Annotated in this window: 8 protein-coding genes; 2 read left to right on the top strand and 6 right to left on the bottom strand. The window is 58.9% G+C overall.

Features of this window, described 5'->3' with window-relative positions; genetic code table 11:
- Nucleotides 1-79: 79 nt before the first annotated feature.
- A complete protein-coding gene (locus I6J72_RS06245; protein WP_204100342.1) occupies nucleotides 80-3,823 on the top strand; it encodes a multifunctional oxoglutarate decarboxylase/oxoglutarate dehydrogenase thiamine pyrophosphate-binding subunit/dihydrolipoyllysine-residue succinyltransferase subunit in 3,744 nt (1,247 codons plus the stop codon).
- Between the two features lie 471 nt (nucleotides 3,824-4,294).
- On the opposite strand, the gene I6J72_RS06250 is transcribed toward I6J72_RS06245, so the two are convergent.
- From I6J72_RS06250 to I6J72_RS06260, 3 genes are all read right to left on the bottom strand, one after another.
- A complete protein-coding gene (locus tag I6J72_RS06250; protein ID WP_204100343.1) occupies nucleotides 4,295-12,001 on the bottom strand; it encodes a G5 domain-containing protein in 7,707 nt (2,568 codons plus the stop codon).
- Nucleotides 12,002-12,017: 16 nt separating this feature from the next.
- A complete protein-coding gene (locus tag I6J72_RS06255) occupies nucleotides 12,018-12,722 on the bottom strand; it encodes an adhesin domain containing protein (RefSeq protein ID WP_204100344.1) in 705 nt (234 codons plus the stop codon).
- A 251-nt stretch (nucleotides 12,723-12,973) separates the two neighbouring features.
- On the bottom strand, nucleotides 12,974-13,750 hold the full coding sequence (locus tag I6J72_RS06260; protein ID WP_204100345.1) for a hypothetical protein: 777 nt from the start codon (nucleotides 13,748-13,750) through the stop codon (nucleotides 12,974-12,976).
- A gap of 161 nt (nucleotides 13,751-13,911) precedes the next feature.
- On the opposite strand from I6J72_RS06260, the gene I6J72_RS06265 reads away from it, so the two are divergent.
- Nucleotides 13,912-15,051 (top strand): Mrp/NBP35 family ATP-binding protein, encoded by a 1,140-nt coding sequence (locus I6J72_RS06265; protein WP_204100346.1) that lies wholly within the window; start codon nucleotides 13,912-13,914, stop codon nucleotides 15,049-15,051.
- A 30-nt stretch (nucleotides 15,052-15,081) separates the two neighbouring features.
- Here the strand turns inward: I6J72_RS06265 and I6J72_RS06270 are convergent, their stop codons facing one another.
- The 3 genes from I6J72_RS06270 to sigE all read right to left on the bottom strand — a co-directional run bounded on the left by I6J72_RS06270 (nucleotide 15,082) and on the right by sigE (nucleotide 16,931).
- Nucleotides 15,082-15,666 carry a Sec-independent protein translocase TatB gene (locus I6J72_RS06270; RefSeq protein ID WP_204100347.1) on the bottom strand — a complete coding sequence of 195 codons (585 nt, stop codon included), beginning with the start codon at nucleotides 15,664-15,666 and terminating at the stop codon, nucleotides 15,082-15,084.
- A gap of 78 nt (nucleotides 15,667-15,744) precedes the next feature.
- The gene (locus I6J72_RS06275) at nucleotides 15,745-16,194 is read right to left on the bottom strand and encodes an anti-sigma factor (protein ID WP_204100348.1); all 450 of its coding nucleotides are present in this window, start codon (nucleotides 16,192-16,194) and stop codon (nucleotides 15,745-15,747) included.
- A gap of 74 nt (nucleotides 16,195-16,268) precedes the next feature.
- Nucleotides 16,269-16,931 carry an RNA polymerase sigma factor SigE gene (sigE, locus tag I6J72_RS06280; RefSeq protein ID WP_115021673.1) on the bottom strand — a complete coding sequence of 221 codons (663 nt, stop codon included), beginning with the start codon at nucleotides 16,929-16,931 and terminating at the stop codon, nucleotides 16,269-16,271.
- Between the last annotated feature and the right edge of the window lie 147 nt (nucleotides 16,932-17,078).

Raw genomic sequence — 17,078 nt, forward strand, 5'->3', positions numbered from 1 at the left:
GCCTTTCGTACCCATGGAATGGCCTACTACAGTCGATTAAAGACAAACTTTAAAGCACAGAAAGAGGCGAACACCTGCCGTGAGCAAATCGAGCATCTACGGCCCGAACGCGTGGCTGATTGACGAACAGTTCCAGCAGTACTCAAAGGACCCAAACTCCGTAGATAAGGAGTGGCGTGACTACTTTGAGGCTAACGGGGCTCCCAAGCAGGCCGCACAGCCCAAGGCCTCCGCTAAGGCCTCTGGCTCCACGGCTTCTGCCCCGGCACAGAAGCCGGCAGAAAAGAAGGAAAGCTCCGCTCCTAAGCCTGCAGAGAAGTCCCCTGCTGCTCCTGGCGCTAAGGCACCGAGCGACTCGAAGTCTTCGGCAACGAAGGCGAAGGCAGATCCGAAGAAGTCGGAGTCCCCGCTCGACCGCATCAAGGACGCCCCGGAGCCCGGCTCCCGCGTGCTCAAGGGCATGTTCAAGGCTATTGCCAAGAACATGGACGAATCCCTGGAGATCCCCACCGCTACGACCGTCCGCGACATCCCGGTCAAGCTCATGTGGGAAAACCGCGCAATGATCAACGATCACCTCAAGCGCACCCGCGGCGGCAAGATCTCCTTTACCCACATCCTGGGTTACGCCCTTGTTAAGGCCGTTCAGATCCACCCGGACATGAACGTGCGTTACGAGATTCAGGACGGCAAACCCACCGTGGTTCAGCCGGAGCACGTCAACCTGGGCCTGGCCATTGACCTTCCGCAGAAGGATGGCTCCCGCGCCCTCGTGGTTGCCGCCATTAAGGAAGCAGAGAACAAGACTTTTGCCGAGTTCATCGATGCCTACCAGGACATCGTTGACCGTTCCCGCAAGAACAAGCTGACGATGGATGACTTCTCCGGCGTCACCATTAACCTCACCAACCCGGGCGGCATTGGTACCCGCCACTCCATCGCTCGCCTGACCAAGGGCTCCGGCTCCATCATTGGTGTCGGTTCCATGGACTACCCGGCTGAGTTCGCCGGCACCTCCGCCGACCGTTTGGCTGACTTGGGCGTGGGCCGCCTGGTTACCTTGACCTCCACCTACGACCACCGCGTTATTCAGGGCGCGGAGTCCGGTGAGTTCCTGCGCACCACTGGCCAGCTCATTCTTGACGACGCCTTCTGGGACGAGCTCTTCGAGTCCCTGGGTGTTCCCTACCAGCCCTTCCGCTGGGCTGCTGACGTGCCTAACACAGGCGTCGATAAGAACACGCGCGTTATGCAGTACATCGAGGCCTACCGCTCCCGCGGCCACCTGCTGGCTGACATCAACCCGCTAGGTTGGAAGCAGCCGGGCCTGCCGTGGCCGGACCACCGCGACCTCGACCTGGCTACTCACGGCCTGACCATTTGGGATCTGGACCGCACCTTCAACGTGGGCGGATTCGGCGGCAAGGAGACCATGACGCTGCGTGAGGTGGTTACCCGCCTCCGCTCCGCCTACACCCTCAAGGTGGGCTCCGAGTACACCCACATCCTGGACCGCGATGAGCGCAGCTGGCTGCAGGAGCAGATTGAGGCCGGCATGCCGAAGCCGACCAACTCCGAGCAGAAGTACATCCTGCAGAAGGTCAACGCTGCGGAGGCTTTCGAGAACTTCCTGCAGACCAAGTACGTGGGCCAGAAGCGCTTCTCCCTGGAAGGCGCTGAGTCACTCATCGCGCTGCTGGACTCCATCGTGGACACTGCCGCCGGCCAGGACCTCGACGAAGTTGTCATCGGTATGCCGCACCGCGGCCGCCTCAACGTGCTCTTCAACATCGTGGGCAAGCCGCTGGCCGATATCTTCGGTGAGTTCGATGGCAACTACAAGGGCGGCCAGCTTGGCGGCTCTGGCGACGTGAAGTACCACCTCGGAGCTGAGGGCGAGCACCTGCAGATGTTCGGCGATGGGGAAATCAAGGTCACACTGGCCGCAAACCCGTCTCACCTCGAGGCCGTCGACCCGGTCATGGAAGGTATTGCCCGCGCTAAGCAGGACATCCTGGACAAGGGCCCGGAGGGCCACACCGTTGTCCCGATCATGCTCCACGGCGATGCTTCCTTCACCGGCCTCGGCGTGGTGCAGGAGACCATCAACCTGTCCCAGCTGCGTGGCTACACCACCGGCGGTACGGTCCACGTTGTGGTCAACAACCAGGTGGGCTTCACCACTACCCCGGATTCCGGCCGATCCACGCACTACGCCACCGACTTGGCCAAGGGCTTCGACTGCCCGGTCTTCCACGTCAATGGCGACAACCCGGAGGCAGTTGTTTGGGTAGGTAAGCTCGCCACTGAGTACCGCCGCCGCTTTGGCAAGGACGTCTTCATTGACCTCGTGTGCTACCGCCTGCGCGGCCACAACGAGGCTGATGATCCGTCCATGACACAGCCGCGACTCTACGACATCATTGACAACCACAAGTCCGTCCGTGAGCGCTACACCGAGGAGCTCATCGGCCGCGGTGACCTGTCTGATGAAGAAGCAGAGGCAGCTGCACGTGACTTCCATGACCAGATGGAGTCCGTCTTCGCTGAGCATAAGGAAGCGGAGAAGGCCGGCCCGAAGGAGCAGACCGGTATTACTTCCTCCCAGGATCTCACCCGCGGTCTGGATACCTCCATCACCGCCGAGGAGATGGCCGAAATCGGCGATGCCTACGGCACCCCGCCGGAGGGCTTTGAGTACCACAAGCGTGTGGGCAAGGTTGCCAAGGAGCGCCAGAAGTCCGCTCGTGAAGGCGGCATCGACTGGGGTTGGGGCGAGCTCATCGCCTTCGGCTCCCTGGCAAACTCCGGCAAGGTTGTCCGCCTGGCCGGTGAGGATTCCCGCCGCGGCACCTTCACCCAGCGCCACGCTGTGGCCTTCGACCCAGCCACCGGTGAAGAGTACAACCCGGTTGCTCACCTGGCTACGTCCAAGGGCAATGGCGGTAAGTTCATGGTGTACAACTCGGCACTGACCGAGTTCGCTGGCATGGGCTTTGAGTACGGCTACACCGTGGGTAACCCGGATGCCGTCGTGGCCTGGGAAGCACAGTTCGGTGACTTCGCCAACGGTGCCCAAACCATCATCGATGAGTACGTCTCTTCCGGTGAGGCCAAGTGGGGCCAGCTCTCCAGCCTGATCCTGCTGCTGCCGCACGGCTACGAGGGCCAGGGCCCGGACCACTCCTCCGCCCGCATCGAGCGCTTCCTGCAGCTGTGTGCTGAGGGCTCCATGACGGTGGCTCAGCCGTCCACCCCGGCTAACCACTTCCACCTGCTGCGCCGCCAGGCTCTCGGTGAGATGAAGCGCCCGCTGGTTGTCTTCACCCCGAAGTCCATGCTGCGTAACAAGGCTGCAACCTCCTCCGTGTCCGACTTCACCGAGGTCACCAAGTTCCAGTCCGTTATCAACGACCCGAACTTCTTCGACATCAACGGTAAGAAGGTGGGCGACGCCGACAAGGTCAAGACCATCATGCTGGTTTCCGGCAAGCTCTACTGGGAGCTGGCCAAGAAGAAGGAAGCCGATGGCCGCGATGACATCGCCATCGTGCGCGTGGAGATGCTCCACCCGATTCCGTTCAACCGCCTGCGTGAGGCCTTCGAGTCTTACCCGAACGCTGAGCAGGTTCGCTTTGTTCAGGACGAGCCGGCCAACCAGGGCCCGTGGCCGTTCTACAACGAGCACCTGCGTGAGCTTATCCCGGATATGCCGGAGCTGGTCCGCGTTTCCCGCCGCTCGCAGTCCTCGACTGCAACCGGTAACGCGAAGGTTCACCAGATTGAGCAGAAGAACCTGCTGGAAGAGGCATTCGACATCTAACAGCGTCTAGGCTCTTCCACGCCCAAGGCCCCGGCCTTGCCACCTCTCCCCGAGTAGTGGCGGCCGGGGCCTTTGCTATGCCTTCTGCCTCGGTTGGAACCTACGAGTCCTTCTTCGGCCCGTTCTCTCTCCTCCCCCGACAGCGAAAAAAGGGCACGATAGCCCTCCAACCGACCTCGTTTCGCCGCCTATCGTGCTCCTTTTTACGCTCTCAACGTTGCGCGGAAGCTACATCAAAGTCTCAGAAGGTTCTCGTGCCGCCCTATCCACCGGAACTGGGATGAACTGGTGGCTTCCCAGCCGCAACCTCGTCACCACTCCACACAGCTAGAAGTACTAGCATCACCTCGGTAACCAGAGTGCCAAATAGACAAAACAAGAAACGCCCGAGCGTTGTGCTCGGGCGTTTCCTTCACGGCCTCAGTAGCCGTGGCCTAGGGTGCCAATTTGGCCCCAGGGTCCTAGGTAGTTCTAGGACTCCTTGCGGCGGCGACTAGGGCGCAGCAGCAGTGCGGCACCGGCAATGAGTGCCAGACCTGCGGCTAGCAGACCCAGGACATTCGCACCAGTGTTAGCCAGGAAGCCAGAGTTGGTGCTCTTCTTGGAATCCGTGGTGCTCGGAGACTTGCCAGTGTAGCGGCTGGTGTTGTCGCTCTGGCTCGGCTCAACATCCTTGGATTCAACATTATTTGACCGATCGTTCTCCATCGGCGCCTGCGGGTCCTGCGGCTTAGGTTGCTCATTCTCCACCGGTGCCTGCGGCTTAGGCTGTTCTGCCTCGCCCGGAGCCTTTGGCTGAAGGTCCTTAATGACGTCCTCCGGCTTCTGCGGCTTCAGCGGCAGACCAGGCAGCTTCGGAGCCGGAGCTCCCGGCTGATTGATGAAGTGACCGATGACTGCAGGTACCAGGACCAGCGGAATGAGGATCGGCCACAGACTGCCGACCTCCGGAATACGAGGTTCGTTCGGGTCGGCCGGAGTGTCCGGCTCAGACGGCTCGTTCGGATCAGTCGGGTCGGAAGGCTCAACCGGAGTATCCGGATCAGTCGGGTCGGTCGGTTCAGTCGGCTCCACCGGAGTGGTCGGATCCTCGGACGGGGTCTCATCCGCAGTCGGCTCGGCCGGCGTGGTGTCGTCGGTCGGGCTCGGCTTGGATGGATCCTCAGTCACGGTAACCGTCACAGTCGGATTCTCATCAGACGGCTTCGGATTGTCTGTGGTCGGCTCTGTCGACGTGGTCTCGTCGGTCGGGGTCGGCTTAGACGGATCCTCAGTTACCGTCACAGTGACCGTCGGCTTCAGCTCCGGTTCCTTCGGGTCGTCAGACGGCGTCGGTTCACTCGGCGTGGACGGCTCCTTGGTTTCCGTAACCGTGACAGTCGTCGTCGAGGCATCACCCGTTGGCTGCTCTTCGGTCGGCTCCGGGTCCTTTGGCTCCTCGCTCGGTGTCGGGTTAGAAGGATCAACCGTCTCAGTAACCGTTACGGTCGTCGGCTCTTCCGGCTTGACTGTCGGTTCCTCCGGCTTGACTGTCGGTTCCTCGGGCTTGACTGTCGGTTCCTCCGGCTTGGCTGTCGGTTCCTCCGGCTTGGCTGTCGGTTCCTCCGGCTTGGCTGTCGGTTCCTCCGGCTTGGCTGTCGGTTCCTCCGGCTTGGCTGTCGGCTCTTCCGGCTTGGCTGTCGGTTCCTCCGGCTTGGCTGTCGGTTCCTCCGGTTCCTCAGTCGGCTCGTCGGTTGGTTCATTCGGCTCAACCGGCTCGCAACCACAGTTGTCGCTGATAACGCCGATGACGGTCTTCACGTTAAAGACGTCGCCGTCCTTCGTCGTGACTTTGACCGGAATCTCCTTGATGGTGCCGCTCGGGGTATCAGCCGGCGGGGTAACCGTCAGCTCGCCGGTGGTTTCATCAATGTTTACGGTCCAACCATCCGGGATTTCACCCAGTTCGTACGTGTTGCCCCCGGCGTGGCCGTAGTTGATGCCAACCGTCTTGGTGTCACCAGCCTTGATGACGTCCGGGTTGTAGGTCGGTGCCTGAATTATCTCGGGGTCATTCGGTTCCGGAGCAATCGGCTCTTCTTCCTTGACGATGAACACCGCGTTGGTCACATATGGCTTGCCGTTCTCCGGGGTAACCGTCACAGGTACCTCGATGTAGTCGCCGGACTCGGCCGTCGACGGTGCAGTTGCCGTTACCCTGCCGTTCTCGTCCACAGAGAAGCTCCAACCATCAACGTCCGACGGCACCTCGTAGGTGTTGCCGTCCGTGTGGTTCTTCGCGTCCTGAGACTCGGACTGACCAGGCTTGACCAGCTGAGCGCCAAAGAAGGAACGCTCAATCTCCGGTGCCGGAACCTGTTCCTTCTCGGTCACAGTCGTGGTGGTGTTGGTGGTTTCGGTGACCTTTTCAGTCTCCGTGACAACCTTGCTACCGATGCGCAGCTTGCGCGACGTCGGTTCCTTAGTGACCTTCTCGGAGGTCTCTGGGTCACCGACGGCCTTGCCGTCTTCAAGCTTCCACACCTTGGTAACTTCCTTCTCACCGAAGGAACCTGCCCGATCCTCAATAACCTTGCCGGCCTCGAGGTTCGGGTCAACCTCAATCAGAGTGTCGAACGGAAGCTGCTCGGTGTGCTTGTCAGTCAGCTCAGTCTGAGTCGGTGCAGTACCGACCTCGATGATGTGCTTGGTCGGCTCAGTAACGGTCGCGGTGGAGTCATCCGTCGTGATTTCTCCATTGTCGGAGGTCACCGTGACAGTGTGCTTGACCTCGCCCGGCTTGCCCTCCTGGACAACCTTGGTCTCACCGGCCTTGAGATCCGGGTTCTCGCGAACCTCGACCTCGAATGGGATGCTCTCGGTCCACTCCACAGACTTGGAGGTGGTATCACCCTTGGTGCCGACCTTGATGATCTTCTTGACCGGCTCATCAACGCGCTTGGTTTCGGTCGTGGTACCCGTGACCTTCGAATTTTCGATGGTCTGGGTCGTGGTGACCTTATCCTTACCCGGCTTGCCCTCTTGGACAGTCTCCTGAGTACCAGCCGGCAGAGAATCGTCGAACTGAATCTCGGTCTCGAACGGAACCGCAACCTCGGACTCGGTGGTGTACGTACCCTCAGTCTTGGTGCCTACGCGAATGACCGCGTTGGTCGGTTCCTTGGTGCGCTCAGTGGTCACGGTCGGCTCGCCGGAAGGCTCGCCATCCACGATCTTCTGGGTAGAGGTTTCCACCTCGATACCGTTCTCACCCTGCTGATCGACGACCTGCTCGCCCGCCTTCAGCGAATCATCAAAAACAATCTCAGTCGCGAACGGCACCGGCTTCTCGGTCTTGGTCACAACCTCAGAGTCATCGGCGCCTGGACCATACTCAATGATCTGCTGAACTGGTTGCTTCGTTACCTTCTCGGTGGTGTTAACCGAGGAAGTGTTGTCCTTCGCAGTGAAGTCAGCAGTGAATTCCTTCTCACCGTATTCACCGCTCTGGACAGTCTTGATCTCTCCCGGCTTCAAGTCCGAGTTCGGACGCACGATCGTGTCATAAGGCAGCGGTGCAGTCCACGTTGCCTTATTGGTGGCCTCGGCTGGCTTCGTACCGACAGTGACGACCTTCTCAACAGGCTTCTCGATGATCTCTTCAGTGATCTTCGGATCCCCTGGCTTGGAGTTGACGATGTCACGTTCAATCGTCACTTTCTTCTTGCCGGGCTTACCTTCCTGAGTGACCTTGGATTCGCCAGGCTTCAGGTTCGGGTCGTAGACAACCTTCACATCGAAAGGAACTTCAGTCTCAACGGCCTCAGTGTTCTTTCCTGTGGTCTTGGTACCAACGCGAATGATCTGCTTCTTCGGTTCCTTGGTGCGCTCAGTGGTCACCTCAGGCTCGCCGGAAGGCTTACCATCCACGATCTTCTGGGTAGAGGTGACTACTTCAGTACCCAGCTCACCCTGCTGGTCGACGACCTGCTCGCCCTCTTCCAGCGAGTCATCGAAGACGATCTCGGTCTCGAATGAAACCGGCTTCTCAGTCTTGGTCACCACGGAGGTGTCCTCAGCCTTCGGACCGTATTCGATGATCTCCTTGACCGGATCCTTAGTCTGCTTCTCCTCCGGAGTCACGGATGCTTGGTCGCCCTTAGCAGAGAAATCTGCGGTGTAGGTCTTCTCACCCGGAACACCCTTCTGGAAAACCTTAATTTCACCCGGCTTCAGCTCCGGGTTCGGACGGGTCTCGACCTCAAACGGAACCTGAGCGGTCCACGTGACCTTTTCAGATGCCTCGGAAGGCTTAGTGCCGACCTTGATGACCTGGTCCACCGGCTGTTCGGTGACCTTCTCCTCTACAGTGGCTTCGCCATCCGGCTGGGAGTTGGTGACCTTCTGGGTCACTGTGATGGTCTTCTTGCCCGGCTTGCCCTCGGTGACAGTCTTAGACGTACCAGCCGGCATGTTCGGGTCAAACTCGACCTTCACGCCGAACGGAACGTCAGCCGCAACCGTCTTGGTGGTTTCACCAGTGGTCTTAGTGCCCACACGAATTTCAGCCGCAACTGGTTCCTTGGTGCGCTCAGTCGTCACGGTCGGCTCGCCGGAAGGCTTGCCGTCAACGAGCTTTTGCTTCGTTGTAACGGTGTCTACGCCTTCTTCACCCTTCTGCTCAATGACCTGCTCGCCAGCCTTCAGGTTCGGGTCGTACTTAACCTCAGTCTCGAACGGAACGCGGTTCGTCTGGGTGAAGGTCAGTACCTGATCCTCAAGGCGCGGACCGTACTCCACGATGCGTGGCTTCGGGTCCTTGGTCACGGTATCCGACGTGGTCTTTACCGTCGGAACACCGCCCGGCTCGAGGGTGGCGTCGAACTTCGCAGTGATGGTGCGTTCACCAGCTTCACCCTCCTGAACGACCTCCACCTCGCCTGGCTTGAGTGCCGGGTTCGGACGCATGATGGTGTCGAAACCGGTAGACATCTTCCATGTCATTTCATCGGTAGCCTTTGCAGGCTTGGTACCAATAACGACGACCTCATTGACCGGCGCCTTGGTCTGCGACCAATTGCCCTTACGGTCCTGTACCTCTGTACCCGGAACACCTTCGGTTTCGACCCTGTAGGTGCCCTGCGGGACGGTGTCATCGAACTTGTACTCAACATCGAACGGCACCTCACGAGTCGGGGCATCCTGGATGTTGATCGGTGCATAAATCCGATCGGTGGAACCATCGGAGTAGGTCACCGTGACCGGAACCTTGATAGAATCACCCGGCTTCGCGCCCTCCGGTGCGGTTGCAATTACGTTGCCCTTTTTGTCCAAGCCCACGAGCCAGTCACCGTTGGCCGTCGCGACCGTGTACGTCGGGTTTCCGAACTCGTTGGGTTTATCGGTCGCCGTGTAGCCATCTGCCGGGGTGATCTTATATGGATCCTTCTCGGCCACGGTGATGCCGTTGGGCAAATCAATAGTAAGCGGTGCCGTAACCGTCTCACCAGGGAAAGTGGTCTCTGGCGGGTAGGTTGGATCAACCTCAAAGTTCTGAGTCAAATTCACCACAGTGGTGACTGGAGTCTCATCGGTCGAGCCATCAGGGTAGGTCACCGTGACGTTGTGTACGTGCTTGTCGCCCGGCTTAGAGCCAGCGGGCGGGGTTACGGAAACCTCACCCGTTTTCGGATCGATCTTGTAGGTCCATCCATCGACGGTGTCCTCGGTTTTAGGCTTATCGCCATCCATACCAAAGGAGAATGTCGTGCCGTCCGGTGCACCGTCACGTGTGACAGGACGCTTCACCTCGGTGTCCGGCTTGGTGGATTCGACCGGGTAGGAAGGCTCGTTGATGTCCTTCTGGTTCTCCTTCACCTTGAACGGCGCATAGACAGTGTCAGTAGAGCCATCCCTGTATTTGACGGTGACGGGGACGCTTACACCGTCGCCAGGTCGGGCGTCCGCAGGTGCGGTAGCGGTAACGACACCGTCTTTATCGACGCTGACCGCCCACCCATCGACGTCGTCGGGCACTTGGTAGCGCTTCGATTCATCCTTGGTTAGGTCTTCTTCAGGGATCTTTGTCTCATCCGTAATCTCGGACGTAACTTTGCCACCCGGCGTCGTGGTCTGCAGCATGTACTGCGCCTCATAGACCTGACGTTGCTCGGCCACGACAACCACGGTCGCGATAGTCTTATCTGTCGAATTGTCCTTGTACGTGACACGAACCGGAATATCCGCGGAAGTTCCTGGTAAAGCACGCTTGCTAATCTTTGTAGTGATCACACCCGTAACCGGGTCAATCTTTACATCTTCCCACTTCAAGTTACGCGGAGGTTCAATATAGTCCGGATCATTCGGATCCGTGATGATGGAGAAACGGGGTTCCGCAGCATCGTGCAGGCGCGTACGATCCACCTGGCTCACAGCCAAGTCGCCTGGTCGGCCAGTGACCGTCGGGTAAATAGGGTCATTCGTACGCGCGTAGGCATCGATGACCGTGAATTCTGCCGGAACAGTAGCGGTGGAACCGTCTGGGTAGGTTACTTCTACCGGAACGGTGACAGTCGTTCCGTTCTGCACAGTCGCATCCGGGATTGCGGTAACCGTGCCCTTCTCGTCGACGGAGAACTTCCAGTCCTTCGGCAAGTTATCAGGCAACTTGTACTTAGCAAGCTTCGGATCAGGCAGCTTCGTATCGATATCCGAAGACACCTTCTCCCCTGCCTTCGTCACCTGCGCAGGGTAAGACGCGAAGTCCTTGCCAGTACCGTCACCAATAACGTTGATGGTGCCGGTCACCACCTGCGGGGTGGCACCAGTGGCGTAGTATGCCTTCACCGGCACAGTCAGTCGTGCGCCAGGCAGAGCCGTCTCCGGAATCGTCGAACTCAGCTCACCGGTTTTCTCGTCGATGGTGACGGTCCAATCACCGAGCTTGTACTCGAAGGAGCCGTCGGGGAAGGTATAACGGTTGGGTTTCTCATCGTCGGCGCTGCCACCTAAGCCGATTTCCGGCAAGACAGGCTTAAGTTTGACCGTCTGGCTTACTTGCCCAGATACCGCAGTGTAGTCCGGTACCTTTATCGCGTTGACAATCTGGAAGGGAACATCAACCACATCGGTCGTCCCGTCGGGGTAGGTTGCAATAACCCTCGGGACTATCTTGGTGTTATTCGCAGCTGCTTCCGGTGATATAGCCTTGACTTTCACGGTGCCGTCATCATCGACAGCTACTCTCCAGCCCTCCGGTACGGACTCTTTGTCAACGTCATAGGACTTTGGCGCGACTACCTTATGTCCTTTCAGAACGGGCTTCAAATCAAGCTCAGAAACAAGCACTTTGCCCGCGGGGCCTTCAACGGTTCCCCTAGCTACCACTTCCGTTACCTGAGTATTGTTCGGATCAACGACAGCGAGCAGCGGGATAATATCCTTCGAGCCATTCGAATAGGTAACGATAACGCGGGGTTGAGCAAAGGTGCCAGGACGCGGGTTTTCGGGTGTCGTGACGGTGACATCATAAGTTTCGGGATCCATCTTGGCATCCCAACCCTCGTAGACATAGCTGTCATCAAGCTTGACTTCGGCCTCAACGCCGCCGTCCTCGCGTTTCTTCTTCAGATCGGCAATCTTGTCACCAACCTGCTTAAAAGTCAGAGTCTGACGTCCGGTTACCGGTGTTTTAGTGGCCTTGTCTACGCCGGAAATGACTGACTGCTGGTCGGGGGCATACTTGGGGTCGTGGAATTGGGTGTCGTCGAAGCTCCACTGGTGGTTTCCAATAACGTTTGCCTTGTTGTAGCGATCCAGCGAGTTCGAGCTTTCAAACGCAGTGCCTACACCGCCATTGTTGTTTTCAACCGCAGCCTGAAGCTGGTCGACGCTGCGAGGCTTGGCGAGCACGCTGAAGCGCATGCCCTGCTGGTCGCTCAGGTCCGTGCCCTTGTACTCCGGCATGGTGTAGAAGATCTCGCCGGTAGTCTGATCAATACGTACGCTCGACTTACCACCACCAGAAGCGTCGGTGTCACTCGTGCCGATGAAGTTACCCTGGGCGTCGTAAGCCTCCACGACCATGCGGGACATGGAATCGTCCGTGCCGCCGTTTTGCACCTTCGGAACGTAGATCTCGCCGACCTTGAGCTCCTCACCTGGTCTAATGACCAGCTTCTCCCGATTCTCCCACGACACCGTGATCGGGTTACATTCAATGTTTTCGCTCGGCCAGGGGTTTACAGTAGCGCCAAAAGTAGCGCTGCCCCCCCTTGGTGGCATACGGCCCGTCAGGATTGCCCTGCTTGTATTTGCTTTGCCAGGCGTAACGCACAGGGTTATCGGCAGAGGCCGAAGCGAACTGCTTGACTTTCTCATCGGTCAGCTCTGCGTAAAGATTCACGTTTCGTAGATCGCGACCACTAGCAGTAATGCCGATGATTTCGTCGGCCTTGTGGGTGACATCTTTATCGATAAAGGTCTGGCCGGCCTCCATGGAAGCCACCTGGCCGGCATCCAAAAAGTTCTTAAGGTTCCCCGAATTGGAAAAGTACCAATCGGCGAACGTGCGGTCCTTCGAGTTATCAAAGGAGACACTCAGACCCCACAGGGTTTTCGAGGGGGTGCTCGAACCTGGCTCCAGGGTGTTCCAGCTGAAACCTGCCTGACTTCCGCTCGGCTCACCGCTGTCAACAACACACGAACCCGCCGGCAGGTCGGACGCCTGCTGCGCGTCCTTCTCAACCGCGCCGGACTTATCACGGATGCCGCCGGTAAACGATTCAGCGGAAGCCTCTGGGGCCACCGAGTTAAAAGAAGTGATGCTGAGACCACTAAGCGCGAGAGTGATGGCAGAGAGAGTGGCCACTCCCCTGCGGGAAGTACGACGCTGAGCCGAACCACTACGTTGTGCATTCATTGCTTTTTGTCCTTTCCTATGCAAAATTCTGCCTCACTCCAGTGAGAACAGAGCAGTAACGGGGGCATGTTATACAGTTTCCCCACAGCTGCTCGAGAGAATTAACGGGAGTAGGCAGAGCAACATTTAAAAAACTCTACCGACTCCCCCTAAGGAACACAACATTTTTTTAGGCTAACCAGCTATTTTTGAAAAACTCCAACCGATAGCATTGCATTAATTTCTCCACATTTCCCGGCCCGACTGGACGTCTATTTTTCGTCGTGAACCAAATCTGATCCGCCGGAAGAATTGGAGTCACCTTCCTCGTTGAGGTTGTGTTGGAGGTTCGCCTCCATCCAGGCACGTACGGTCGACTCAAAATCCTCGGAATCCTTAACGTCCTGCACTACCTCGTCGAGGTCCTGCGCGGTAAGGAACTTGGTGAAGGAAGCCACTTCCAACTTCTCGTCTCGATTGAACAGGCCGTCTTGGTACACCACAACGTAGTTTTGCGGCAGCTCCGGTGCGGCGTTCGGGCAGCCTTGTGCACTGGCGGGTTCCACGACGGACAGCTCTGGCGGCATCGACGCCATGAGCGCGATGTGTGCGCGCTCCAAAAAATCTACGTCCTTTGTGCCCTTATCTTGGGCAGCCACGTAGTCCTTCGATATCGCGCGGGCCTCCGCTGGGTTGAAAGCGTTCAAGAATTCACCCGTGCAACCAACAAAGAAGTTGCCGGTGCGGCTCACGCCGCCAGAATGTCCATTACCTCGCCGCACCACCATGGGATCCTGGGAAACGGTGACCGCACGTCCTTCGTCAAGCAATGTCTGGCGGTAGATCTCCGCCAGCACGCGCTGTTTGTGGGACGTTGGGTCAATCATGATGGTGATGGGCGAGGACGCAAAAGGTTGCGGGTCAGGCTTGGGTTCATACTCGGAGCAAGCGCTTATCGACGCCCCCACGATCCCCACCATTGCCACCCCAACAACGCGGGAGAAAGTTCGGGAACGTTCAGCAAGGCGGGGAATCAAAATCTGGCGCATTCTTTCTTTTTGACCGGACAAGGCGCAGGACATCAAGTACAACATGTCACAACTAACTGGCCACAGCGCTTAGCTGCAGCGTCTGGCTGAATCTTACACACCCCGTAGCCCTCATGCGGTGTGGCTCTCCTCAATGGAGGATGACTAGACTGGTGCGAGTTATGACTAGCGCAATTACTGAAACTGCTGTTCGTTCCGCGCTTGAGCGCGTCGACGACCCTGAAATCGGCCGTCCTATCACTGAGCTCGGCATGGTGAAGTCCGTGACTGTCAACGGTGCGGATGTGGACATCGAGCTGTATCTCACCATCGCCGGCTGCCCGATGAAGAGCACCATCGAATCCAACACTCGCGCCGCCGTCGCTGAGTTAGACGGCGTGGGTGAGATTTCCATTTCGATGACCCCGATGAGCGATAAACAACGCCAAGAGCTCAAGCAGAAGCTGCGCGGCGGGCAGGCCGAGCCAGAGATTCCTTTTGCCAAGCCGGAATCCACCACGCGCGTATTCGCCGTAGCATCCGGCAAAGGTGGTGTGGGCAAGTCCTCCGTCACGGTGAATCTGGCGGCTGCTCTCGTGGAGAAGGGCCTCAAGGTCGGCATTGTGGACGCCGATATTTATGGCCACTCCGTCCCCAGCCTGCTCGGCTCTACGGCGGGCCCCACTGTGCTTGACGACGAAATGCTACTCCCACCCATCTCCCACGGCATCAAGTACATCTCCATTGGGCAATTCGTGGAGGGCAATGCACCCGTCGTCTGGCGCGGGCCGATGCTGCACCGCGCGCTCCAGCAATTCCTCGCAGATGTCTTCTGGGGTGACTTGGACGTGCTCCTCCTCGACCTGCCGCCGGGTACTGGCGACGTCGCACTGTCCGTAGCCCAGCTCATCCCGAATGCCGAGCTGCTCATCGTCACTACCCCGCAGGCTGCGGCTGCTGAGGTAGCCGAGCGTGCCGGTTCCATTTCTCAGCAGACGCGCCAGCGCGTCGCCGGCGTCATTGAGAACATGGGTGCCATGGTCATGCCGGATGGCTCCACCATGGACATTTTCGGTGAGGGCGGCGGACAGGTCGTCGCCGAGCGTCTCAGCGTGCTGTTGGGCCACGACGTTCCGCTGATGGCCTCCATCCCACTGGACCCTGCCCTACGCGCAGCCGGTGACGAGGGAACGCCCATCGTCCTCAAGGTCCCTGAGTCCCCTGCCACCCAGGCCATCAACTCCGTCGCAGACTCGATCGCCGTGCGCTCTGATTCCCTCGTGGGTAAGAAGCTTGGCCTCGGTGTGACCCGTAAAAGCTAGTCCGTCCCCTTAAAAGTTAAACCGTCACGGTTACGTGACGTCTTCCCAGGGGACGCTGCCCTCGCCGGTGGATGTATTCCCGCCGCGCGGGGGTTGCTCTGTCTCAGGGGCGCTGGCGTTGGGGTCGGCGTAAATCTGGGAGTAATCAAAGGTCGGGCGGCCAGGTTGCTGTGCGTGCTGCTCGTGTTGCTCCTGCGCCGCTGGCTGTGGCCCACCGGTCTGCTGTGGCGCCTGCCCGGTCTGGGCCGCAGGAGACGGCATGTCCTTCTGCGCAGGGTCCGTGCTGTGCTTAATGTCCTCAGCCATCTTCTTGGGGTTGAAATCATCCCAGGCGGAATCGTCGCCGTCGAAAAGCGCCTTAGTGATGACGCCACGCGGACCCAAGCGCGTCCATTCCGCCGCCTGGCTGAGGGGAACGCGGAGGTCATCGAATTCCGCACCCAATCCGTTCATCTCACCATTGAGTTCCGCTTTGGCATTGTTAATGGCCTTGCGCGCCGCGTAGATGGCCGCGCGCACGTCCATAATCACGCCGGGGAGGCGCTCCGGACCAATGATGACGAGGCCGAGGAGAACAATGGTGATGATCTCCAGCCAACCGATTGAGGAAAACACGAAACTATCTTAACCACTTTGCCGGTCGAATCTGGGACGAGCATGCCGCGCTCACAGAGTATAAGCACTCCCTCCGGCTCAGCCGCGCTGATTGTGCTTAATAGCGCGCATCACCATCTCCACTTTGTCCAAGAAATCCTGGCGCGGCTGGCAGGCAGGTTCCTCCGCATCAGGACCTGGACCCGCTCCCTGGTGAGCGATGCCGGCCAGTTTGGCCATGAGGGATTCCGGGGCCCGCACGTGCGATTCCACGCTGCATTCACGTACCCACTCGGAGGCGTTGCGCTGGTGGTGGATTTCGGCGCGGCACTCGGCACAGTGCACGAGGTGGACGCGGACGCGGTGAGCGTACTTGGCGGGCATTTCCCCATCCACGAAGGCCACGATGGCTTCTGGACCCAAGTGCCCGATGGTGTCCGCGCGCTGTGCGCGAGCCTTAGCTTTGTCACGAACCTTGGCCTGTGCCTCCGTAAAGATGCCGGGCAAGGAAAGGGAACGCTCGTGGGGCTTGTCATTTAGCGACTCCACGAAACGTTCTCCTTTCGTCCTCAATCTTTGGGCAGCCCCTCTGCCGAGGGGCTAGTTGTTGGCCAAGTCTAGCTTTAGCGCGTACGCAGGAGGCTGCGGGTGTCCGCGTTGGTCTGTGCCTCCTTCTCCAGTGCGGCACGTAGCTGGGAGCGGCCACGGTGAATGCGGGAGCGCACAGTACCCATCTTTACGCCGAGGGTTTCGGCAATCTCGTCATAGCTCATGCCCACGACATCACAGAGAACCACGGCAACGCGGAAGTCCGGAGCCAAGTTATCCAGCGCCGACTGCAGCGCCGGGTCCAAGTTGGCTACCGAGTAGGCCTGCTCCGGTGTCATGTCGGTGCCCGGCACGCGCTCGTAATCCTCCGGCAGGGCCTCCATGCGAATCTTGGAGCGGTGGCGCACCATATCGAGGAAGAGGTTGGTGGTGATGCGGTGCAGCCAGCCCTGGAAAGTACCTGCCTGGTACTTATCCAGAGAGCGGAAGACGCGCATGAAGGTTTCCTGCGTCAGGTCTTCGGCATCGTGTTGGTTACCGGAGAGGCGGTACGCCAAGCGGTAGACGCCATCAGCATGCTCAGCCACGAGCTCGCCCCACGAGGGCATATCGGCTTCACCGGCATCGAACGCGGCAGTACCCGTAAGCTCTTCAGCTTCAGCAGTGTGCTCTTCGACGGTGCTGATCTGTTCTTCAGAGCTGAGCGGGGGTACATTCTCGCGCTGCTTCTTTGTCATGAGGATCATCATTCTATAGACAGCACGGAAACTCCAGCCACAGTACTGTGAGCACCCTGTGAATCCATACCACGGGTTTCATGCGCTACTCGCGTCACATAAGGCACTGCATCCTGAGCGATTCTTGTCCCACATCCACGGTCCTTT

Origin of the sequence: Corynebacterium sp. FDAARGOS 1242 (genome assembly GCF_016889985.1) — a bacterium.
Lineage (GTDB): Bacteria > Actinomycetota > Actinomycetes > Mycobacteriales > Mycobacteriaceae > Corynebacterium > Corynebacterium minutissimum_B.